The 20,657-nt window shown below is 71.7% G+C and carries 20 protein-coding genes and 1 pseudogene; 14 read left to right on the top strand and 7 right to left on the bottom strand.

The features are described 5' to 3' along the window. The first annotated feature begins 73 nt into the window (after positions 1 to 73). The 5 genes from selD to egtD all read left to right on the top strand — a co-directional run bounded on the left by selD (position 74) and on the right by egtD (position 6,362). A complete protein-coding gene (selD, locus tag EAS64_RS40390; protein WP_145862005.1) occupies positions 74 to 1,174 on the top strand; it encodes a selenide, water dikinase SelD in 1,101 nt (366 codons plus the stop codon). A gap of 224 nt (positions 1,175 to 1,398) precedes the next feature. Further along, entirely contained in the window at positions 1,399 to 2,919 is a 1,521-nt protein-coding gene (gene egtA, locus EAS64_RS40385; protein WP_222849981.1) for an ergothioneine biosynthesis glutamate--cysteine ligase EgtA, read from the top strand. Continuing rightward, entirely contained in the window at positions 2,916 to 4,346 is a 1,431-nt protein-coding gene (gene egtB / locus EAS64_RS40380) for an ergothioneine biosynthesis protein EgtB (RefSeq protein ID WP_145862004.1), read from the top strand. Before egtA ends, egtB begins: the two co-directional genes overlap by 4 nt. Then, a complete protein-coding gene (egtC, locus tag EAS64_RS40375; RefSeq protein ID WP_145862003.1) occupies positions 4,346 to 5,365 on the top strand; it encodes an ergothioneine biosynthesis protein EgtC in 1,020 nt (339 codons plus the stop codon). Before egtB ends, egtC begins: the two co-directional genes overlap by 1 nt. A 4-nt stretch (positions 5,366 to 5,369) precedes the next feature. After that, on the top strand, positions 5,370 to 6,362 hold the full coding sequence (gene egtD, locus EAS64_RS40370; protein ID WP_145862002.1) for an L-histidine N(alpha)-methyltransferase: 993 nt from the start codon (positions 5,370 to 5,372) through the stop codon (positions 6,360 to 6,362). A 6-nt stretch (positions 6,363 to 6,368) separates the two neighbouring features. On the opposite strand, the gene EAS64_RS40365 is transcribed toward egtD, so the two are convergent. Together EAS64_RS40365 and EAS64_RS40360 are read right to left on the bottom strand one after the other, a co-directional pair. Beyond that, on the bottom strand, positions 6,369 to 6,860 hold the full coding sequence (locus tag EAS64_RS40365) for a cupin domain-containing protein (RefSeq protein WP_145862001.1): 492 nt from the start codon (positions 6,858 to 6,860) through the stop codon (positions 6,369 to 6,371). 49 nt (positions 6,861 to 6,909) lie between these two features. Then, complete coding sequence (locus EAS64_RS40360) at positions 6,910 to 7,560, bottom strand: TetR/AcrR family transcriptional regulator (RefSeq protein ID WP_145862000.1); 651 nt, start codon at positions 7,558 to 7,560, stop codon at positions 6,910 to 6,912. Between the two features lie 126 nt (positions 7,561 to 7,686). Here EAS64_RS40360 and EAS64_RS40355 point away from each other — a divergent pair, with 126 nt between their 5' ends. From EAS64_RS40355 to EAS64_RS40335, 5 genes are all read left to right on the top strand, one after another. Continuing rightward, positions 7,687 to 8,226 carry a carbonic anhydrase gene (locus tag EAS64_RS40355; RefSeq protein WP_145861999.1) on the top strand — a complete coding sequence of 180 codons (540 nt, stop codon included), beginning with the start codon at positions 7,687 to 7,689 and terminating at the stop codon, positions 8,224 to 8,226. 23 nt (positions 8,227 to 8,249) lie between these two features. Continuing rightward, entirely contained in the window at positions 8,250 to 9,179 is a 930-nt protein-coding gene (locus tag EAS64_RS40350) for a quinone oxidoreductase family protein (protein ID WP_145861998.1), read from the top strand. 329 nt (positions 9,180 to 9,508) lie between these two features. Beyond that, complete coding sequence (locus tag EAS64_RS40345; RefSeq protein WP_145861997.1) at positions 9,509 to 10,501, top strand: DODA-type extradiol aromatic ring-opening family dioxygenase; 993 nt, start codon at positions 9,509 to 9,511, stop codon at positions 10,499 to 10,501. A 16-nt stretch (positions 10,502 to 10,517) separates the two neighbouring features. Further along, complete coding sequence (locus EAS64_RS40340; protein WP_222849980.1) at positions 10,518 to 11,534, top strand: amidohydrolase family protein; 1,017 nt, start codon at positions 10,518 to 10,520, stop codon at positions 11,532 to 11,534. 23 nt (positions 11,535 to 11,557) lie between these two features. Then, entirely contained in the window at positions 11,558 to 12,694 is a 1,137-nt protein-coding gene (locus EAS64_RS40335) for a cobalamin-independent methionine synthase II family protein (RefSeq protein WP_145861995.1), read from the top strand. Here the strand turns inward: EAS64_RS40335 and EAS64_RS40330 are convergent. The 3 genes from EAS64_RS40330 to EAS64_RS40320 all read right to left on the bottom strand — a co-directional run bounded on the left by EAS64_RS40330 (position 12,691) and on the right by EAS64_RS40320 (position 14,364). Beyond that, the gene (locus EAS64_RS40330) at positions 12,691 to 13,098 is read right to left on the bottom strand and encodes a VOC family protein (protein ID WP_145861994.1); all 408 of its coding nucleotides are present in this window, start codon (positions 13,096 to 13,098) and stop codon (positions 12,691 to 12,693) included. The genes EAS64_RS40335 and EAS64_RS40330 overlap by 4 nt on opposite strands. After that, positions 13,061 to 13,843 (bottom strand): YidC/Oxa1 family membrane protein insertase, encoded by a 783-nt coding sequence (locus EAS64_RS40325; RefSeq protein ID WP_145861993.1) that lies wholly within the window; start codon positions 13,841 to 13,843, stop codon positions 13,061 to 13,063. The genes EAS64_RS40330 and EAS64_RS40325 overlap by 38 nt, the downstream gene beginning before the upstream one ends. A 188-nt stretch (positions 13,844 to 14,031) precedes the next feature. Continuing rightward, positions 14,032 to 14,364, bottom strand: a complete 333-nt coding sequence (locus tag EAS64_RS40320) for a DUF6412 domain-containing protein (RefSeq protein WP_145861992.1) — start codon at positions 14,362 to 14,364, stop codon at positions 14,032 to 14,034. 76 nt (positions 14,365 to 14,440) lie between these two features. Here EAS64_RS40320 and EAS64_RS40315 point away from each other — a divergent pair, with 76 nt between their 5' ends. Then, the gene (locus EAS64_RS40315; protein ID WP_145861991.1) at positions 14,441 to 15,025 is read left to right on the top strand and encodes an IS607 family transposase; all 585 of its coding nucleotides are present in this window, start codon (positions 14,441 to 14,443) and stop codon (positions 15,023 to 15,025) included. Further along, on the top strand, positions 15,018 to 16,472 hold the full coding sequence (gene tnpB / locus EAS64_RS40310) for an IS607 family element RNA-guided endonuclease TnpB (protein ID WP_145861990.1): 1,455 nt from the start codon (positions 15,018 to 15,020) through the stop codon (positions 16,470 to 16,472). Before EAS64_RS40315 ends, tnpB begins: the two co-directional genes overlap by 8 nt. Before the next feature lie 115 nt (positions 16,473 to 16,587). Here tnpB and galE read toward each other — a convergent pair whose 3' ends face one another. Then, the gene (galE, locus tag EAS64_RS40305) at positions 16,588 to 17,571 is read right to left on the bottom strand and encodes a UDP-glucose 4-epimerase GalE (protein WP_145861989.1); all 984 of its coding nucleotides are present in this window, start codon (positions 17,569 to 17,571) and stop codon (positions 16,588 to 16,590) included. A 139-nt stretch (positions 17,572 to 17,710) separates the two neighbouring features. After that, on the bottom strand, positions 17,711 to 18,088 hold the full coding sequence (locus EAS64_RS40300; protein WP_187366534.1) for a YidB family protein: 378 nt from the start codon (positions 18,086 to 18,088) through the stop codon (positions 17,711 to 17,713). Positions 18,089 to 18,271: 183 nt separating this feature from the next. On the opposite strand from EAS64_RS40300, the gene EAS64_RS40295 reads away from it, so the two are divergent. Both EAS64_RS40295 and dapA read left to right on the top strand, forming a co-directional pair. Beyond that, positions 18,272 to 19,786 (top strand): fumarylacetoacetate hydrolase family protein, encoded by a 1,515-nt coding sequence (locus tag EAS64_RS40295; protein WP_145861987.1) that lies wholly within the window; start codon positions 18,272 to 18,274, stop codon positions 19,784 to 19,786. 18 nt (positions 19,787 to 19,804) lie between these two features. Continuing rightward, a pseudogene (dapA, locus tag EAS64_RS40290) lies at positions 19,805 to 20,635 on the top strand (4-hydroxy-tetrahydrodipicolinate synthase); the annotation flags it as partial. Positions 20,636 to 20,657: the final 22 nt, after the last annotated feature.

The following is a 20,657-nucleotide window of genomic DNA, read 5'->3' as shown; positions in this document are numbered from 1 at the left end:
TGACAGTTAACCGCGTGCGGACCCGTTATTCGGCGACATGGCGGCCACGTGGGCGCCGGCATACGGTGGCACCATGACTGCCCAGCCTGACACCGCTGCCATCCGGCTCACCTCGTTGTCCCACGGCGCCGGCTGTGCGTGCAAGCTACCACTGTCTGCTCTGGACGAGCTTATGGCTTCCCTCGGGCCCGGCGTGCTCGGTGCGGCCGGCGCCACCCCTGGCGGCCCTTCCGCGCTGGCGGCGGGCGACCTGCTCGTTGGCGCGGCCGAGGGTGACGACGCCGCGGTGCTGCGACTCGACGACGAACGCGCGCTGGTGCTCACCACCGACTTCTTCACGCCGATCGTCGACGACCCGGGCGACTGGGGGCGAATCGCCGCGGCGAACGCGCTGTCCGATGTGTACGCGATGGGCGGCCGTCCGCTGCTGGCGCTGAACCTGACCGCGTGGCCGGGCGAGACGCTGCCGCTGTCCATCCTCGCCGACGTGCTGCGCGGCGGTGCCTCGGTCGCCGCGTCGGCCGGCTGCCTGGTGGTTGGCGGGCACACCATCGACGATCCCGAGCCCAAGTACGGCATGGCGGTCGTCGGCCTCGCCTCCCCTGACCGCCTGTTCACCATCGACGCCGCGCGGCCCGGCGACGCCCTGGTGCTCACCAAGGCCATCGGCACCGGCGTGGTGGCCACCGCGCACAAGCGCGGCGCGGCGCCCGCCGACGTCCTGCGGGCCGCCGTCGCGTCGATGACCACGCTGAACGCCGCGGCCAGCGAGGCTGCGCTTGCCTGCGGTGTGACCGCGGCCACCGACGTGACCGGTTTCTCACTTCTCGGCCATCTGCACCGGATGCTCCGGGCGAGCGGGGTGTCCGCGGCGGTGTCCGCCGGGGCCGTTCCGCTGCTGCCCGGTGCGCTCGAGCTCACCGCGGCCGGCTACGTGTCGGGCGGCACCCGGAACAACATGTCCTACCTCGAGCCCTGGGTGTCGTTCTCCGACGCCGTGCCCGCCGACGTGGCCGTGCTGCTGCGCGACGCGCAGACGTCGGGCGGGCTGCTCCTCGCGACCGCCGCGCCGGACGCGCTGGTGGCCGAGCTCACTTCGCGGTCCACGCTCGCGGCGGCTGTCATCGGGCGGGTGGAGCCGGGGCCCGCCGGGCGCATCACCGTCAATCCATGACGGCTGCCTCGTCGGCATCTCCCGCGACCCCGCGGGCACCCGAATGAATTGAAGGGAAATTCTGCGCCAGGGCGGCACCCGGCCCGTCCGGCCGGCACACCGCCGGTTACCTGCGATGGCGGGTCGGCGCGGGCGTGTAACGGACGGCGGGCACCGCGGGACTAATCGGGCATGCGAACTCCCCAGCGCCCAGGAATGTCAGACCCTCGGGTTACGGTGAAACCATGACGGTCATCGATGAGGACCAGGCGGCCGGTCATATCCACGGCATCTGCCTGAAGACCGGGCCGCCGCGGCGGACCGGGGTCGAGCTCGAGTGGCTGGTGCGGGACGTGCGCGATCCCGCCCTTCCGGTGGCGGCGGGGCGGCTGGCGGCCGCCGTGGCCGCTTTCGGCGCCGCGGAACGGGAACCGGACGGGAACCGAGGGGCGCGCGATCGGGGCGGTGCAGAACAGAATCGGGGAGATCCCGGCCGGGTAAAGCCCGGCCGCGAGAAACAGAGCAGGGGAGAACGGGTCCCGGACAGGCCTGATCGGGAAGCAGGAGATCAGGAGAAACGGGGCCGGGACGGACTTTACGGGAAAAGTCCTGATAAGCGGGGTCAACAGGCACATAACGCGGGAAAACGCGACTGGCCCGAGCTCCCCACAACCGCACGGCCCGGAATCCTGCCTTCCGGGGCGCTGCTCACGACCGAGCCCGGCGGGCAGCTTGAGCTGAGCTCGCAACCCGCCGATTCGCTGGCGGGCCTGGTCGACGCCACGGTCGCCGATCTCGCCGCGCTGCGCGCCGCACTGGCCGCCGACGGCCTCGAGCTCGCCGGGATCGGCCTCGATCCGCTGCGCTCTCCCCGCCGGGTCCTCGACCTGCCGCGGTACGCGGCGATGGAGGAGTTCTTCGACCGGGGCGGGCCGTGGGGCCGTCAGATGATGTGCGGCACCGCGTCGGTCCAGGTCTGCCTGGACGCGGGAGACGACTCGGACGGGCCGGACGGCTACCGCCACCGCTGGCGGCTGCTGCACGCGGCGGGGCCGGTGCTCGTCGCCGCCTTCGCGAACTCGCCGCTGCGCGACGGCAAACCCACCGGCTGGGTCTCCTCCCGGCAGCAGGTGTGGACGCAGATGGACCCGCGGCGCACCCGGCCGCCTCGTCTCAACGGCGACCCGCGCGCCGCCTGGGCCAGCTACGCGCTCGACGCCGACCTGATGTGCGTGCGCAATCCCGATTCCGCCGACTGGTCGGCGCCCCCGGGACTGACGCTGCGCGACTGGATCCGCGCGGGCCTGCGCGGATCCAGTCGCGGCCAGCCGCGGCATCCGACCACCAGCGACCTGGAATACCACCTGTCGACGCTGTTCCCGCCGGTGCGACCGCGCGGGCACTTCGAGCTGCGCATGATCGACGCGCAGCCCGGCGACGGGTGGATCGTCCCGCTCGCCGTCACGGCGGCGCTGCTTGCCGACGCGACGGCCGGCGAGGCCGCGCTCGCCGCGCTCACTCCGCTCTGGGACGGCAGCGCGGCGAGCGATAGCGCCGCGATCGAGCCGTGGGTGCGCGCTGCCCGGTTCGGCCCGGCGGACCCGGCGATCGGCGGGGCGAGCAGGGAGTGTTTCGCCGTGGCGCGGGAAGCGCTGGACCGGATGGCCGTTCCCGCCTCGATCGCGGCGGCCGTCGACGCCTTCAGCGCGCAGTACGTGAGCAAGGACCGATGTCCGGCCGACGACCTAATTGAGGAGTTCGCATGACACAGCCCACAGGCCGCACACAAGCATCACCGGCCGTGGCGTCGCCGGACGCTCAGGCGACCGGAGACGCGCTGCGGGAGGCGGCCGTGGCCGAACTGCTCGCGGCACGAGACCGCACCACGCTGCTCACGTCGAGCGTGGACGACGCCGACCTGGTCAAGCAGCACTCGCCGCTGATGTCACCGCTGGTGTGGGATCTCGCCCACGTCGCCAACCAGGAGGAACTGTGGCTGCTTCGCGCGGTCGGCGGCCGCGACCCCATGCACCCGGAGATCGACCCGCTGTACGACGCGTTCGAGCACCCGCGAGCCGAGCGGCCCACGCTGCCGCTGCTGACGCCGCGCGAGGCGCGCCGCTACGGCACTGAGGTCCGCGGCCGGGTGCTTGACCTCATCGAGCGGATGCACCTGCCGTACGGCGAGCCCGTCGGTTTCGGTGCCGACCTCGCGCACGCCGGTTTCGCGTTCGGGATGGTCGCGCAGCACGAGGCGCAGCACGACGAGACGATGCTCGCCACGCATCAGCTGCGGTCGGGCCCCGCGGCGCTGACGGCGCCGCCGCCCGCCGCGCCGGCCGACGCTGCGGCGCTGCCCGCCGAGGTGCACGTGCCGGGCGGCCAGTTCACTATGGGCACCTCGGCCGAGCCGTGGGCGCTGGACAACGAGCGGCCCGCGCACCAGGTCGACGTGCCCGGCTTCTGGCTGGACACGACACCGGTCACCAACGCCGCCTACGCGGAGTTCATCGCCGCGGGCGGCTATGACGACCCGCGGCTGTGGACGGCGGACGGATGGGCGCACCGGCAGCGCGCCGGGCTCAGCGCGCCGCTGTTCTGGTCGTGGGATGGCGAGTGGGTTCGCCGGTCGTTCGGCGTGACCGAGCCGGTGGTGCCGGGCGAGCCGGTGCTGCACGTGTGCTGGTACGAGGCCGACGCGTACGCCCGGTGGGCCGGCCGGCGGCTGCCGACCGAGGCCGAATGGGAGAAGGCGGCGCGCTGGGACCCCGCGGCCGGACGGTCCCGCCGGTACCCGTGGGGCGACGAGGACTGGTCACCGACACGGGCCAACCTCGGCCAGCGGCACCTGCGGCCCGCGCTCGCCGGCGCCTACCCCGACGGCGCGGCGCCCTGCGGCGCGCGGCAGCTGATCGGCGACGTGTGGGAGTGGACGAGTTCCGACTTCCTGCCCTACCCGGGGTTCACGGCGTGGCCGTACAAGGAGTACTCGGAGGTGTTCTTCGGTCCCGAGTACAAGGTGCTGCGCGGCGGCGCGTTCGGCGTGTCCCCGGTTGCCTGCCGCGGGACGTTCCGGAACTGGGACTACCCGATCAGGCGGCAGATCTTCGCCGGCTTCCGCACCGCCCGCTCGGCGAACGTGCCGCCCGCACCGCGTCGCGGCGGCGTGACGGCCGCTGGGGAGCGGGCCTGATGTGCCGTCACCTGGCGTATCTGGGGCCGCCAGCCACGCTGCGGTCACTGCTTACCGACCCGCCGCATTCCCTGTTCCGGCAGGCCTGGGCGCCCCGGCGGCAGCGGTACGGTACGGTCAACGCCGACGGCTTCGGCATCGGCTGGTACACGGACGGCGATCCGGTCCCCGCCCGCTACCGGCGCGGCACGCCGATCTGGGGCGATCCGTCCCTGCCCGACCTGGCGCGGGTGATCAGGTCGGGCGCGGTGCTCGCCGCGGTCCGCTCCGCCACGGAGGGAACGGCCGCCGGGGAGCAGGCCGCCGCGCCGTTCGCTGACGGCCGCTGGCTGTTCAGCCATAACGGGCGCCTTGACGGGTGGCCGGAGTCGGCGGCCGGACTGGCGGCCCGGCTGCTGCCGGCGGGCCCGTCAGGAGCCGCCATTCTGCTGTCGCTCGAGGCGATGGTCGACTCCGCGTTCTTGTGGGCGCTGATCAGCCGCCGGCTGCGCGCCGGCGAAGCCATGGCGGCCGCGCTGGCCGCGACCATCGCCGCCGTCGAGGCGGCGGGTGGGGCCGGCCGGTTCAACTTCCTGCTGACCGACGGGCAGGCGATCGCGGCCACCGCCAGCGGCGACATGCTGTGGTACCGCCGCCGCCCGGCCGGCTCCGGCGCGCCCGGCTCCGGCGCGCCCGGCTCCGGCGCGCCCGGCGACGCGGCACCGTGGTCGGTCACCGTCGCGTCGGAACCGGACGACGACGGGCCCGGCTGGACCGAGGTTCCCGCCAGGCACGTGCTGACCGCGACGCCCTCCGGTGTCAGCGTCCGCCCGCTCGCGCCGGCGGCACCGGGCGGTCCCGCCTCGCCGGGAAGTCCCAGCACGCGAGACCGTGCCGCGTCGCCCGGCCTGCCCGCATCACCAAGCCGTCCAGCATCACCCGGCCTTCCAGCATCAGCAAGCGTTCCAGCATCGCACGGCCGCCCGGCGCCGCACAGCGTCCCGGCCTCGACAACGACGTCCGCTTCGAAGGGATTCTGACCCGATGACCAGCATCGAGCTCCGCCTGCCGCCTGACTACCGCGCCGCATCGCTGCGCAAGGACTCCCTCGCCGGGCTCACCGCCGTGCCGAAGTCACTGCCGCCGAAGTGGTTCTACGACGCGCAGGGCAGCGCGCTCTTCGAGAAGATCACCGAACTGCCCGAGTACTACCCGACCAGGGCCGAGCGGTCCATCCTGCAGGCGGTCGCGCCGGACATCGCGGCGCGGACCGGGGCGGCCGTGCTGGCGGAACTGGGCTCGGGCTCGTCGGACAAGACGCGGCTGCTGCTGTCCGCGCTTCGCGAGGCGGGAACGCTGCGCGCCTATGTGCCCGTCGACGTGAGCGAATCCGCCCTCATCCAGGCCGGCGACTCGCTCGCCGCCGAGTACCCGGGGCTCGCGGTGCACGCCATCGTGGCCGACTTCGGCCTGGACCTCGGACTGGCCGGCGACGGCACCAGTGCCAACGGAGATGGCACCGCCGGACCGCGGCTTGTCGCGTTCCTCGGCTCCACGATCGGCAACATGGAGCCTGCCGAGCGCGCCTCGTTCCTGCGCCGGGTGCGGGCGCAGCTGCGCCCCGGCGACACCTTCCTGCTCGGCACCGACCTGGTCAAGGACCCGGCGGTGCTCGTCGCCGCCTACGACGACGACGCCGGGGTGACCGCCGCGTTCAACAGGAACGTGCTGTCGGTGCTCAACGCCGAACTCGGCGCCGACTTCGACCTCGACGCCTTCGAGCACGTCGCGCTCTGGGACGCGCGGAACGAGTGGATCGAGATGCGGCTGCGGTCGACCGCCGCGCAACCGGTGCGGGTCCGCGACCTCGGCCTGACCGTCGAGTTCGATGACGGCGAGGAGATGCGGACGGAGATATCGGCCAAGTTCCGCCGCGACGGCGTGCGGGCCGAGCTTGCCGCGGCCGGCCTGGCGATGCGCGACTGGTGGACGGACGCCAACGGGCAGTTCGGCCTGTCCCTGTCGGCTCCCGCCTAGCCTGGGTCAGACCCAGATGTTGTCGTGGCGCAGGTAGAACTCCAGTCGCTCCTCCTCGGTCATCGTCACCGTGCCCGCGGCCAGTTCTCCCAGCGTCTCGAAGTACTCCTCGCGCGGCGCGCCGGGGGCGAACAGGATGAGCATGGACGCCTGCTCTCCCGACTCGTTGCGGAACCCGTGGATGCCGCCCTCGGGGACGTAGCAGTAGTCCCCCGCCGTGGAGTCCACCCACTCCTTGCCGTTGTAGAGCCGCACGGTGCCGGAAAGAATGAAGAACGACTCAGAGAGACTGCGGTGGAAATGCGGACCAGGCCCGCTGGGCGTGGCGGCGAAATCCCAGCGGTAAAGGCCGAACCGGCCGCCGGTGGACGCGCCGGTGGCGAGGTAATGGACGGCGTTCCCTGAGTGGTAGGGCAGTTCAGGCGGCTCGCTCGCGCGCCGGAACCTGGCGCTGACCTCGCCGCCGTCGCCGGTGTAGCTCGGTTCTGGGTAAGACATGCCCAGCCTCCTTCTCAGCGAATAGCTACAACTCCGGCACAGCGCCGGCTCAGTCCAGAGCACTCTGGATGAAGGCGCGGGTGGCCTCCTCGAGGCGATGGCGGGTGGCGTCCGGGACGTCACGCAGCGGTCCCTGCCCGGTGAGCACCGCGAGACCGTGCACCGTGGACCAGATGGGGTACTCCATCCCGGCGCGGCGCCGCGGGCTGATCACCCCGGCGCCGGCCAGTTCGTCGAGCACCGCGCGGAGCTGATGAAGCGGCGTAGGGTCCTGCCCCCGCGCTCCGTCCTCGACGTCGTAGGCGTGCTGCTGCGGCAGCGCGAACGCGGTCGCGAACAGGCCGGGTTCCTCGCGGGCGAACTCCAGGTACGCCTGGCCGACCGCGCGCAGCCGGCGGCGAGCCGCGGCGGCGTCGCCGTGCTTGCCGCGCACCCGGCCAACGCCGGCGGCCATGCGGGCCGCCAGTTCGCGCATGGCCGCCGTGCAGACCGCTGCGAGCAGTTCGTCTCTGTCCGCGAAGTGCCGGTAGGCGGCGTTGGGCACCACCCCCACCATTCGCGCCGCCTCGCGGAGCACCACCGCGTCGGGGCCGCCGGCCCGCGCTAGCTCGAGTCCCGCGGCAACCAGGCCGTCGCGGACGGCGCCGCGCGGACGGCGCCTGGTCGCGGTCACCGCACCGGCTGGTCCATCGGTCGTCATGAAGGACAAACTTAGTGGACACCATCCACTAAGGCAAGTAACGTGGACAGCGTCCACAATTTAGTGGTCAGCGTCCACATACTCGCGGCATCAGGACCGCGAGCTCGCGACAGAACGGAGCCCGCCATGACAAGGATCACCCCGCTGCTCGAGCGCAACGAACTGTTCGCCCGCGACTACACCCCGGTCGCGCTCGGCCAGCCCGCCGCGCAGACGGTCATCGTCACCTGCCTCGACCACCGCGTCGACCCCGCGATCACCCTCGGGCTCCGGCTCGGGGACGCGCCGATCATCCGCAACGCAGGCGGCCGGGTCACCGAGGCCGTCATCGACGATGTCGCTTACCTCGCCTTCCTCGCCGGGCAGCTGTTCGCCGGCCAGGGCGGGGACGGCACGCTGTTCGAGGTCGCGGTCATCCACCACACCCAGTGCGGCACGGGCTTCCTCGCCGACCCCGGCTTCCTGCACCAGGCGGCCGAGGCGACCGGGCTGCCCGAGGCGGTGCTCGCGGACTCCGCGGTCGCCGACCCGCACAGCACGGTCAAGACCGACGTCGAGCGCCTCCTCGCCTCTCCCCTGCTCTCGCCGAAGGTCAGCGTCTCCGGCCACGTGTACGACATCGCGACCGGGCGCCTCACCACCACCGTCGACGCCAGGTACCCGTAGCCGGTTCTGATAGGAAGGGAGGCATGCGAGCAGCGCTGGCAGCGGAACTGAACGGGATCGACTGCGTCAGCCTGGGCGAACGCCCGGACCCGTCACTGGCGGAGGCGCAGGTGCTGGTCCGGGTCCGCGGCGCGGGCGTCGGCCCGTGGGACGTCGGCTTCCTCGGCGGCGGCTTCCCCGGAGTCGCCCTGCCGTTCGTGCCTGGCCAGGAAATAGCCGGCGTCGTCGAGGCGGCCGCCGACGGCACCGGCTTCCGGCCAGGCGAACGGGTGTACGGAAGCCTGTTCCCGGCGGGTGGCGGGTTCGCCGAACTGGCGCTAGCGGCCGCGGAACGCCTGGCCCCGATGCCCGCCCGGGCCGGCTTCCATGAGGCGGCGGGGCTGGTGATCGGCGCCGGGACCGCCCACGAGGGCCTGGTCGACCGGGGGCGGCTGCAGGCCGGCGAGACCGTGCTCATCACCGCCGCCGCCGGAGGCGTGGGCAGCGCCGCAGTGCAGATCGCGGCCGCCATCGGCGCCCGCCCGCTGGCGGTCGCAAGCCAGGATAACCACGACTACCTCCGGAGCCTGGGCGCGAGCGAGGTATTCGACTACCACGACGCCGACTGGGTCCAGCGGGTGCGCGCCGCGACTTCCGGCGGCGTCGACCTGCTGTTCGACGGTGCCGGAGGACAAACACGCGACCAGGCCATCGGCGCCGTCAGGGACGGCGGCCGTGCGATGTTTATCGTCCTGCAGGGTCCTCCCGCCCAGCTGGAGCGCGGCATCACCGGGGAACCGTTCGCCGCCCGTGTCGCCCGGCCTCGCCTCGAGGCACTGAGCCACCTGGTCGACGCAGGCCGGCTGCGCGCCCAGATCGGCGCTGTGCTGCCGCTCGAGCAGGCCCGCGAGGCCCTGAACCGAGTCGCCGGCCGGCACACCCGGGGCAAAATCGTGCTGGACATCGGCCAGTAGCCACGACGCGGCATCAAGAACGAGGCTTGCCGAACCGGAGATGCCGCCGGCGCCGGGACGACCTCGCGATGGACACGGAACGCACAAGCGCGCGGACAGGTTAATTGTGCCGTTCCGCACATTCGGGACATATGCCGGTAAGAGGTGTTGACAGGATATGGGCCGGTTTCTACCGTGAACGCTACCGGAGCAGACAGGCCTGCCTAACTGGTGAGCCATCCGCATCCCGCCCCGCCGGGAGATCCGACGAAAGACCGGCGCCGGGACGAGGAAAGGCTCGCAGCTGACATTGACGCACCGCCCTGTATTTCCACGAGAGGTGCCGGAATATGGCAGAAATCGTGATTGGCATTGCCTCGTCTCACACACCACAGCTCAGCTCCGGCGTCGATATGTGGCCCGATCACGCGGAACGCGACCGGCGGCACCCCCAGCTGCTCGGCAAGGACGCGCGCTATCACTCCTACGCGGAACTGCTTGACGGCGCCGACCCCGCCATCGCCAGGCAACTGCTTCCCGAGGTCTGGGAGCGCAAGTACCACCGGGTGCAGACAGCGGTCGAGATGCTTTCCGCCACGCTGAGCGCGGCAGACGCCGACCTGGCCGTGGTGATCGGCGATGACCAGCGCGAGCTCTTCGTCGATGACGGCATCCCCGCCTTCGCCTGCTTCACCGGCACGGAACTGGTGGACATGGCGCCGGACGCCGAGGCGATGGCCCGCATACCGCGCGGCATCCTCGCCGCGTTCTGGGCGGTGCACGGCGACGAGCCTGCCAGCCATCCGGTCGCGACGGAGCTGAGCGCGCACATCGCCGAGCGGCTCGCCTGGGACGACTTCGACCTCACGGTGTTCAGCAGGCAGCCGGCCGGGCGCACCCTCGGGCACGCCTTCACCTTCCCCCGGTACCGTCTCGGGCTGCCGGCGACGGTGCCGATCGTGCCGGTGTTCGTCAACACCTACTACCCGCCGAACGTGCCGTCCGCGGCGCGCTGCTACGACCTGGGCCGGGCGCTGCGCCGGGCGATCGAGTCCTGGCAGTGCGACGCGCGGGTCGCCGTCATCGCGTCCGGCGGCCTGACCCACTTCGTCATCGACGAGGAGCTGGACCGCCTGGTTCTCGACTCGATCGCCGCCGGTGACGACGCCGCCCTCGCCGGGATCTCCAGGGACAGGCTCCGATCGGGCAACTCGGAGATACTCAACTGGGTCACCGCCGCCGGGGCGCTCGAGGGCCTCTCCCCCGCCATCATCGACTATGTGCCCGGCTACCGGACCCCGGCCGGTACCGGCACCGGCATGGCGTTCGCCCGCTGGGACTGACCGAAGGGATCATCGCGTGTATCACAACGTCCCCGTGCTCGACGTGCACGGTCACGTATCGGTGCCGTTCGGCGCCAACGCGTTCCTCATGCTGATGATGGGCTCCAACACGCCGATGGACTCGCCCATTGGCCAGGACAAGGCCGGCCCCGCCGGGCCGAGCGTGCACGACTTTCACGAGGCGGCGCTGGCGCACGCGCGGTACATGGACGAGCGCAATATCGACGTGCAGGTCATCGGGCCGCGCCCGTTCCTCACCATGGGCTGGATGGAGCCGCACCTGATCCCCGCCTGGACCCGGTACGTCAACGACATGATCCACCAGCAGTGCCAGATGTTCCCCGACCGCTTCCTCGGCGCCGCGATGCTGCCACAGGACTCCGCCGCGGCCGACCTGTCCGGCTGTCTCGCCGAGCTCGACCGCTGCGTCGGCGAACTCGGGTTCGTCGCCGCCTACGTCTCACCGGATCCGGCCGGGCGCCGCACCACCCCGGGGATGCACGAGCCGTACTGGTTCCCGGTGTACGCGCGGGCGCAGGAGCTCGGCATCCCGCTGATCGTGCACGGGACGAACTCGCTCGACCCGCGGTTCCGCGTGGTGCCGCACAACTACCAGCTTGGCTTCCTCACCGAGCAGTACCTGGCCGGGCAGCTGCTGTCGCACGGCGAGGTGTTCAGCAGGTTCCCCGGCCTCAAGGTGATCATCTGCCACTGCGGCGGCGCGCTCGACCGGTTCATACCGACCGACCACCACCTGGCGCAGCAGGACCTGTCGGAGAACCTGTTCTACGACACCTGCGGCTATGACCTGAACTTCCTCGAGGCGGCGATCAGGCAGCGCGGCGTGCCCCGGATGCTGTTCGGCACCGAGGCGCCGGGCTCCGGCCGCGCCGTCCGGCCCGAGACCGGCCGGACCAGCGACGACCTGGTGCCGGTCATTGGAACCTTTGACTTCCTCACCGAGGATGACAAGATCACAATCTTTAACACCAACCCAGCCCGGGTGATCCCCGCGCTCGGCAAGGTCCGCTGACGCGACCCGTTCGGAGGAAACACGTGACACTTAGCGACGATGCCCCCCGGGCGGAGACGGTCGGCAGCCTGCTGCGCGTCGAGGCGGTGGCCAGGGCAGCCCGCCGGTCGAGCCTCGCCGACCAGGCGCTGCTCAACGACGCCGCCAGGGACGCGATCCGGCTCCAGGAGGACATCGGGCTCGACGTGATCACCGACGGCGAGGTGCGCCGCGTCGCCTGGGCGCAGACGACCCGGTTCGTCGACGCGTTCGCGGCCACCCAAGGGCGCGGCGCGCTGAACTGGCGCGGCGCCATCGGCGGGCCGAGTGGCCTGCCCGGCGACACTCCGGCGACCGGCGGGTACCCGGTGTTCAGCGGGTACCCCGCGGTGGTCCGCCGGGTGGCGGACGCGCCGCGCACCGGCGACATGACCGACGAGTACGCGTTCCTCGCCCGTTACGCGCGCTCCAGGACGAAGTTCACCATGCCGGCACCCAGCTACCACCGGCGCTACTGGTCACCCGAGCACTCGCCCGCGGCCGGCTACTCGGGCGCGGACGAGTACCTCACCGAGATCCGCGACTACCTGCGGTCGGTCGCCGAGAAGCTGGTCTCGCTCGGCTGCGACTACATCCAGCTCGACGCGCCCAACTACGGCTCGCTGTGCGACCCCGACACGATCGAGGCGATGCGGGCCGAGGGCCGCGACCCGGAGGCGGAACTCGAATTCGACGCCGCGCTCGACGGCTCGCTGCTCGACGGCCTGCCGGTCACCTCGGCGCTGCACGTCTGCCGCGGCAACGGCCCGGCGGGCGCGTGGCATTCGGTTGGCGGGTACGGCGCGATCTCCGCGCGGCTGTTCCCGAAGCTGTCGGTGGACCGGCTGCTGCTCGAGTACGACTCGGACCGCGCCGGCGGCTTCGAGCCGCTCGCCGACGTTCCCGACGGGACGGCCGTCGTGCTCGGCTTGCTGACCACGAAGTCGCCGCGCGTTGAGTACGAGGGCGACGTCCTCGATCGCATCAAGGAGGCGGCGCGGCACAAGCCGCTCGCCGAACTCGCGCTGTCCACCCAGTGCGGCTTCGCGTCGGTGCCCATCGCGAATCCGGTCACGCCGGAAGCCCAGCGGGCCAAGCTCGGACTCGTCGTCCGCATCGCCCGCCAGGTCTGGCCCCGCTAAGCGTCCTCGGCGGCCAGTTCGACCTCGAACGTGTCGCTGTTGGCCAGGTAGGCGGCGTAGTGGTCCTCGCCGCCCGCGAACGGGTGGCGGTCGGGGAACAGCAGCGTCCAGCCGTTGCCACGGGCGTCGGCCACCAGGGCGTCCACGTCGTCCCGCGAGCCCGCGTGGAACGCCAGGTGGTTGAGGCCGGGGCGGCACCGGTCGTGGCCGGCGGCGGTCATCGCCTTCGACTGCTCCACCACCAGGTAGGTGCCGCCGAGGCGCCAGCTGCGGCCGGTCGGCCAGTCCTGGAACAAGACGTAGCCGAGCCGGCCGAGTAGCCAGCCCCATTCGCGCCCGGCCCGCGCGATGTCGGGCACCCAGAGCTCAACGTGGTGCAGGCTTCCGCGCCGCGGCTCGGTCATTCCCCGATGGTAGCGATGGCGCGCTGCGGCGGAGGAAGAGGCGGCGTTCCGCGACGGTCCAGGCGACGGTGGTGAGCAGGTAGATGGCGGCGGCCAGCGGGGCGAACGCGGCGATGACCACGGTCAGGTACTGCAGGACCCCGGTGAGCAAGCCCGCCGCCTTGCCGCTGGCCGGCGCCTGGGCGGCCGAGGGCGACGCGGCTGGACCCGCCCGTCGTGCCAGGCGGGCCGACAGCCAGCACAGGGCGGTGAGGACCGCGAAGACGGCGAGGAACAGCGCGTCGTGCACGCTGACCAGGCTGGTGCCGGACAGCCAGTGCGCGCCGAGCGGTACGCCGAACAGGCCGTCGGACAGCAACCGGTTCGGCGCGCCGTCAACCGTGCCGGAGCGGAACAGCAGGTACAGCACGCTGAGGAACGGCCACTGGGCGAGCAGCGGCAAGAAGCCGGCGAACGGGCTTGCGCCCTCCCGCTTGTACAGGGCGGCGAGTTCTTGGCTGAACTTCTCCGGCTGGCGGGCGAATCGGGTGCGCAGCGCCTGGACCTGGGGCGCGAGCCGCGCCATGGCGGCCTGGCCGCGCAGCGCGCGCAGCGATAGCGGTGAGAGCACGAGCCGCACCACGGCGGTGAACAAGACGATCGCGGCCGCGGCGGCCAGGCCGCCGGCGACGGGCGTGAGCAGTTGCGTGAGGGCGAAGACGAGATGGTATGCGGCGCCACCGGGGACGCCGAGGAATCCGGACATGGCAGAGGGCCTTCCAGCTGAAGATGGACATGGGCTGGAGGCGGCCGCGGGCAGCACGACAGGTTCGGCCGTCAGGCGGGATGCCTGCCGACGGAGCTAACCGGGACGCGGGCGCGATGCCGGCAATGGCGGTAACCGGTTCGGGGCCGGGCCGCCGGGCACGGTGAAACGGGCCCGCGCGGACGCTGTCAGGCGGCCGCCGGGGTGGCCGCGGGTGCTCTCGGCCGTGCCCTGCCACGGGCACCGGGGTCGCGCAGCCGGAGGAAGGCGACGCGCCAGGACTTGTCGCGCAGCGCGGTGACACGCCGGACGGCGGGGATCGCGGCCGGAGCACGATCGACGCGGACCCCCGCGGCGACGCAGCCCGCCGCGATAGCGGCCAGCACGGCGACCGCGAGCGCGGCCAGGCGCTGCGGCGTTACCTGATCGGCAAGCAGCAGCTGGCCCGCGACCTCGCCAAGCGAGAGCAGGCCGACGGCCGCAAGCAGGCCGGCAACCCCGGCGCGCGCCCCTATCCGCACCGTTTCAGCATAGAGGGTTCTGAACTGCTCGGCATTTCGTAAACAAATGTGATCAAACTTATGTTTTAATTAGTGCGTGAAGCTGGCTGAGTGGGCACGTGCGAACGGCGTGCATCCGCAGACGGCGTACCGGTGGTTCCGGGAGGAGCGGATGCCGGTGCCCGCCCGCCGCCTGGAATCGGGCACGATCTGGGTGGACGCAGTCCCGGCTGATGAGTCCGGCCGGGTGGTGGTGTACGCGCGGGTGTCTTCTCATGACCAGCGGCAGGACCTGGATCGTCAGGTGGCCCGGCTCACAGGCTGGGCCGCGGCCAACGGGCATGCGGTTAGCGAGGTAGTGACCGAGGTCGGGTCCGGGCTGAACGGGAAGCGGCCGAAGCTGCGGCGCATCCTGTCGGACCCGTCTGCGAGCGTGGTCGTGGTGGAGCACCGGGACCGGCTGGCCAGGTTCGGGGCGGAGCACCTTGAGGCCGCACTGGCGGCGCACGGCCGGAAGGTCGTGGTCGCGGACCCGCGCGAAACCACCGATGACCTGGTGCGGGACATGATCGAAGTCCTCACGTCCATGTGCGCCAGGTTGTACGGCCGTCGCGGCGCGCGGAACCGGGCCATGCGCGCGGTGACCGCCACCAGGCACGAGACGGCAGAAGCCGGTGGCTAAGTTCGAGGTCCCGGAGGGCTGGACGGCGCAGGCGTACCGGTTCGCGCTGGATCCCTCCCCGACTCAGGTTCGGGCGTTCCGGTCCCACGCCGGCGCCGCGCGGAAGGCGTACAACACGATGCTCGCGCTGGTGAAGGCCGTCATGGACCAGCGCCGGGCCGAGCGTTCCTACGGCATCGCCGAGGCCGGTCTGACCCCGGCATTGAACTGGTCGCTGGCGGGGCTGCGCAAGGAGTGGAACCGCCGCAAGGACAAAGCGGCCCCGTGGTGGGCGGAGAATTCAAAGGAGGCGTACAACACCGGCCTGGATGCCCTCGCCCGCGGGCTCGACGCGTGGTCGAAATCGAGGAAGGGCGAGCGGGCCGGGGCCGCCGGGTTCCCGGTGTTCAAGTCTGCCAGGTCGCGCCGGTCGGTACGTTTCGCCACGGGGAGCATCCGCGTGGAGGCTGACCGGCATCACGTCACCCTGCCGCGTCTCGGGCGGATCAGGACGCATGAGTCCACCCGGAAGCTCGCCCGCCGGATCGAGGCGGGCACCGCGCGGGTCCTGTCCGCGACCTTGTCCGAGGACCCGGCCGGCCGGTGGCACGTCGCGTTCCAGGCCATCGTCCGGCGCTCCGCGGGCGTCCCCGGGCACATCGGCGCGGGCGCGCCGGCGGTGGGCGTCGATGTCGGAGTGAAGGCCGATTCCCTCCTGGTGATCGCTACCCCGGACGGCCGTGAGATCGGGCGGGTTCCGGCCCCGAAGTCCCTCACCGCCGCCCAGGCGCGGCTGCGGGGGCTCCAGCGAAAGGCCGCCCGCCAGCAGGGCCCCTGGGACCCGGGCGCCAAGACCAGCAAGCCGCCGTCGAAGCGCTGGGCCAGGACGAACCGGCGCATCGGGCGCACCCACGCGCACGCCGCCGCCGTGCGCCGGGACGTGCTGCACAAGGCCACCACCTCCCTGGCGCAGCGGCACCAGGTCATCACGGTTGAAACGCTCAACGCATCCGGGATGCGCTCGGCCGGCGGCGCTTACAAGCGCGGCCTGAACCGCGCCCTCGCCGATGCTGCCCTCGCCGAAGTGCGGCGCATGCTGACCTACAAGTGCTCGTGGTACGGCTCCACACTCGTGGAGGCCAGCCGCTATTTTCCATCGAGCAAGCTCTGTTCGGGCTGCGGCAGGCGAAAGCCAAGCCTGACCCTGGCCGACCGGACCTATGTGTGTGATCACTGCGGCCTGAGGATCGACCGTGACCTCAATGCCGCGGTCAACCTCGCCCGGCTCGGCGAACCCCGCCTGGGTGAACAGAGTCCCGCCGGGAGTGGCCCGGTGGCAGGACGTGGAGCCACCCGTGAGACCGAACCTGCGCGAGCAGGCGACGCAGGAGGCCGTGAAACGTCAACCCCGCACCGGCAGCCGCCGGGCAAGACGGGGACCGCCTCACCGCAAGGCGAGGCTGCCTGACGAACAAGCAGACTCACATTTGCTCATCGAAAGGCAACGGCTGTGCCGCCAATTCAAGCAAAACAAGCCTGGCCCGCTGGACGAGTGGCGTTCTTGGCCCCCACCGGGCAAGGCCCTATCCAATCGACTGGTGGAAGGCCCAGGCGTCGGCCACGATGTCGAGCAGGGCGGGGCGGGCCGGCCGCCAGCCGAGCTCGCGGCGGGCCTTGTCGCTCGCGGCGACGGTGGCGGCCGGGTCGCCGGGCCGGCGCGGCGCCAGCTTGACGGGGATCGGGTGCCCGGTGACCTCGCGGGCGGCGTCGATAACCTGCTTGACGCTGTAACCGTCGCCATTGCCGAGGTTGTAGATCTCGTGCCTGCCTGGCGCGATCGCGCCGAGGGCTAGCAGGTGGGCGGTGGCCAGGTCGGCGACGTGGATGTAGTCGCGGACGCAGGTGCCGTCCGGCGTCGGGTAGTCGTCGCCGTACATCATCAGCTGCTCCCGCTGGCCGCCCGCCACCTGGAGCACGATCGGGATCAGGTGGGACTCGGGAGTGTGCCGCTCGCCGAGGCCGCCCACCGCGCCTGAGGCGTTGAAGTAGCGCAGCGAGGTGGCGCCGAGGCCGAAGGCCTCGCACTCACCCGCGAGCATCAGGTCGACGGCCAGCTTGGTCGCGGCGTACGGGTTGAGCGGGCGGACCTCGGCGTCCTCGCCGAGTTTGCTGAACCCGCCCCCCGCCAGCGGGACCACGCTCGTCGGGTCGTACATCGACCCGGTCGAGGAGAAGATCACCCGCGGCACGCCCGCCGCGCGGATGGCGGTGAGCAGCGCCATCGTGCCGCCCACGTTGATGTCCCAGTACAGGTCCGGGCGGGCCACCGACTCGGCGACCTCGATCTTCGCGGCGAAGTGCAGCACGCCGTCGAAGGCCGCGTCCGGCGTCAGCACCTGGGCTACCTGGTGGACGGGCAGCCGGTGGAACTCCACCCCGACGGGAATGGTCTGCGCGAAGCCGGTCGACAGGTCGTCGAGCACGACCACCTGGTGGCCCGCCTCGACCAGGGCATGCGTGACCACCCCGCCGATGTATCCCGCCCCGCCCGTCACCAGTAGCTTCACCCGTGCTCCTCCAATGACCGCCGATTGGACCGCTAGCCAGACGATACCTGGCCAACCTGGCCGATTCTTCTCAACGCGACGGGTCACAGCGATGGCGCCCGCCCATCCGGGGCAGGCGCCATGCTAATGCGGTGCCGGGTTACTTCTTGTTGTGCTTCCCGGCCATGGCGTCCTTACCGCCCTGCCGCGGCACCTGGCCGTTGGGCGTCGCCTTGTCCACGATTTCCGGCAGCACCTGGGCGATCTGTTCGCACAGCTGGTCGGGCGAAACGCCCTGCTGCTGTGCCGCCTTGGCGAGCTGCTGCTGGTTGACCGCCTTCTTGATGTCGGCGCCGGAGACGGGCAGGTTCTGCCCGTTGCCGATCCAGGAGTGCACCTGCCGGCCCATGCCGTTCGACTGCATGGTCCCGACGATGCCCTGCAGGCCTTTGGCCTCGAAGAGCTGCGCGATGGCAGCCATTGCACCCTGTTCGCCCTGCTCGCCGCCGAGCTTGTCGAAGATGTCGGTCAGAGTCACGTTGTTCCCCCGTTGATTGACTCTTGTGCCGATTGTGACCCTCTGTAGTCACAATCGCATCATTGATTTCCCGTCCGATCAACGCGTAATCATTCAGTTACCCCTGCATTACCGGGTGCACGTGCGTTCGGCGGGCCGGCCGGCCCTGTCCCCGCGCGGGCATTTCATATACGATCTCCTCCGATGACTGAGCAGCCGGCGGAGCATCCCCTGACCGGGCAGCCGCCCTCGAAGATCGTCGCCGTGCACGTGAGCTACCGGAGCCGGGCGATGGAGCGCGGCCGCCTGCCGTCGTGGCCGTCGTACTTCCTCAAGCCGCCGAACACGCTCGCGGCGAGCGGCACGCCGGTGCTTCGCCCGCCGGGGTGCGAACTGCTCGCCTTCGAGGGCGAGGTGGCGCTGGTCATCGGGACACGGGCCAGCCGGGTCTCCCCCGCCGACGCGTGGCGCCACGTCCGGTGGGTGACCGCGGCCAACGACTTCGGCGTCTACGACCTGCGGTACGCCGACAAGGGGTCCAACGTCAGGTCCAAGGGCATCGACGGGTTCACCCCCATCGGGCCCGGGCTGCTCGACGCCGCCGCGCTCGACCCGGAGCGGATCAGGCTGCGCACCTGGGTCAACGGCGAGCTGGCGCAGGACGCGGTAAGCGGCGACGACCTGCTGTTCTCCTATCCCGAGATCGTGGCGGACATCTCCAGGCTGACCACGCTGGAGCCCGGCGACCTGATACTCACCGGCACCCCCACCGGGTCGACCGTGGTCCGGCCCGGCGATGTGGTCGAGGTCGAGGTGAGCCGGGAGGGCACCGCCCAGGACAGGACAGCACTGAGCACCGGCCGGCTGCGCAGCCCCATCGCGGAGGCGGACTACGAGCTGTCACCACCCGGGGCGATGCCGGCCGCGGACGACGCGCAGCGCGAGGCCGCCTACGGAGCGGGCGGCGGGCCGGGGCCGTCAGGCTCGGCTGCCGAGTTGCTGCGCGCGGTCAGCCGGGTAAGCACCGCCACCCTGTCGTCGCAGCTGCGCAAGCGCGGCTTCAACGCGCTCACCCTGGACCGGCTGCACGCCACCCGGCCGGGACAGAAGATGGCCGGGTTCGCCAGGACGCTGCGCTACGTGCCGTTCCGCGAGGACCTGTTCACCACCTACGGCGGGACGCTGCCCGGCGGCGGGCTCAACGCGCAAAAGCGCGCCGTCGAGCAGGTGCGGCCCGGCGAGGTGCTCGTCATCGAGGCGCGCGGCGACTCGACCGCGGGCACCGTCGGCGACATCCTGGCGCTGCGCGCGCAGATGCGCGGCGCGGCGGGCATCGTCACCGACGGCGCGATCAGGGACAGCCAGGCGCTGCACGCCATGGACATGCCGGTGTACTACGGCGCGACCCACCCCGCCGTGCTCGGCCGTCGGCACGTGCCGTGGGAGGTCAACACCGCGATCGCGTGCGCCGGCGTCACGGTCATGCCTGGCGACATCATCGTCGGCGATGGCGACGGGGTCATTGTCATCCCTGCCCACCTGGCCGCCGAGGTCGCGCGGGACGCCGCGGAGCAGGAGCTGCAGGAGGAGTTCGCCGCCGCGATGGTCACCAAGGGCGAGTCGGTCGACGGGCTTTACCCGCTCGGCAAGCGCTGGCGGCCCGCCTACGACGCTTGGCGCACCGCACGTGATGATGAAGGCAGCGGGCAAACCTCCTAGGCAGGAAGGAGCGGGCCAGTGCGGTTCCGCAGCGACCCGGCGACGATCAGGGGCTCCATCGCCCCGGTGGTCTCGCCGTTCACCGCCGACGGCGCTCCCGACCTCGACGGGCTGCGCAGCCTGATCCGCTGGCAGCTCGAGTCGGGCAGCCACGGGATCTCGCTCGGCGGGTCGACGGGCGAGCCGTCCGCGCAGAGCACCGCGGAGCGGGCGGCCGCGATCAGGGCCGCCGCCGCGGAGATCGCCGACCGGGTGCCCTTCGTGCCAGGCACCGGCTCGGCCAAGCTGGATGAGACGCTCGAGCTGACCGCGATCGCCGCCGAGGCCGGCGCGGACGCGGCGCTGATCATCACCCCGTACTACGCCAGGCCAACCCAGGAGGGCCTGTTCCACTGGTACGACACGGTCGCCCGCGAGTTCCCCGGCCTGCCGCTCATCGCCTACAACGTGCCGTCGCGCACCGCGGTCGACATCGCGCCAGAGACGGTCGCCAGGCTCAGGAAGGCGCACCCCAACATCGTCGGGGTCAAGGAGACCACGAAGGACTTCGAGCACTTCTCCCGGGTGCTGCACGTGGCAGGCAGGGACACGCTGCTCTGGTCGGGCATCGAACTGCTGTGCCTGCCGCTGCTTTCGCTCGGCGGCGTCGGCTTCGTCTCCGCGACCGCCAACCTCGCCCCGGCGGCGACCGCGCGGATGTACGACCACTGGATGGCCGGCGAGTTCGACAAGGCGCGCGATCTGCACTTCGGCCTGCATCAAGTGACCGACGTGATCTTCACGGAGACCAACCCCGCGGCCGCCAAGTGGGTCCTGGCGGCGGCCGGGCTGATCGGCTCGGGGTACGTGCGGCCGCCGCTCGTACCGCTCA

It is taken from the genome of Trebonia kvetii, assembly GCF_007827045.1.
In the GTDB taxonomy this organism is placed as follows: domain Bacteria; phylum Actinomycetota; class Actinomycetes; order Streptosporangiales; family Streptosporangiaceae; genus Trebonia; species Trebonia kvetii.
Note: the sequence above shows the minus strand (reverse complement) of the source record. Positions and strands in the feature narration are given on the sequence as shown.

Bases quoted from the DNA above. Each gene is read 5' to 3' on its own strand.
- egtC (WP_145862003.1), top strand. From the start codon at position 4,346: ATGTGCCGTCACCTGGCGTATCTGGGGCCGCCAGCCACGCTGCGGTCA.
- EAS64_RS40355 (WP_145861999.1), top strand. From the start codon at position 7,687: ATGACAAGGATCACCCCGCTGCTCGAGCGCAACGAACTGTTCGCCCGC.
- egtD (WP_145862002.1), top strand. From the start codon at position 5,370: ATGACCAGCATCGAGCTCCGCCTGCCGCCTGACTACCGCGCCGCATCG.
- egtA (WP_222849981.1), top strand. From the start codon at position 1,399: ATGACGGTCATCGATGAGGACCAGGCGGCCGGTCATATCCACGGCATC.
- EAS64_RS40325 (WP_145861993.1), bottom strand. From the start codon at position 13,843: ATGTCCGGATTCCTCGGCGTCCCCGGTGGCGCCGCATACCATCTCGTC.
- selD (WP_145862005.1), top strand. From the start codon at position 74: ATGACTGCCCAGCCTGACACCGCTGCCATCCGGCTCACCTCGTTGTCC.
- EAS64_RS40295 (WP_145861987.1), top strand. From the start codon at position 18,272: ATGACTGAGCAGCCGGCGGAGCATCCCCTGACCGGGCAGCCGCCCTCG.
- egtB (WP_145862004.1), top strand. From the start codon at position 2,916: ATGACACAGCCCACAGGCCGCACACAAGCATCACCGGCCGTGGCGTCG.
- EAS64_RS40345 (WP_145861997.1), top strand. From the start codon at position 9,509: ATGGCAGAAATCGTGATTGGCATTGCCTCGTCTCACACACCACAGCTC.
- EAS64_RS40330 (WP_145861994.1), bottom strand. From the start codon at position 13,098: ATGACCGAGCCGCGGCGCGGAAGCCTGCACCACGTTGAGCTCTGGGTG.
- EAS64_RS40365 (WP_145862001.1), bottom strand. From the start codon at position 6,860: ATGTCTTACCCAGAACCGAGCTACACCGGCGACGGCGGCGAGGTCAGC.
- EAS64_RS40360 (WP_145862000.1), bottom strand. From the start codon at position 7,560: ATGACGACCGATGGACCAGCCGGTGCGGTGACCGCGACCAGGCGCCGT.
- EAS64_RS40350 (WP_145861998.1), top strand. From the start codon at position 8,250: ATGCGAGCAGCGCTGGCAGCGGAACTGAACGGGATCGACTGCGTCAGC.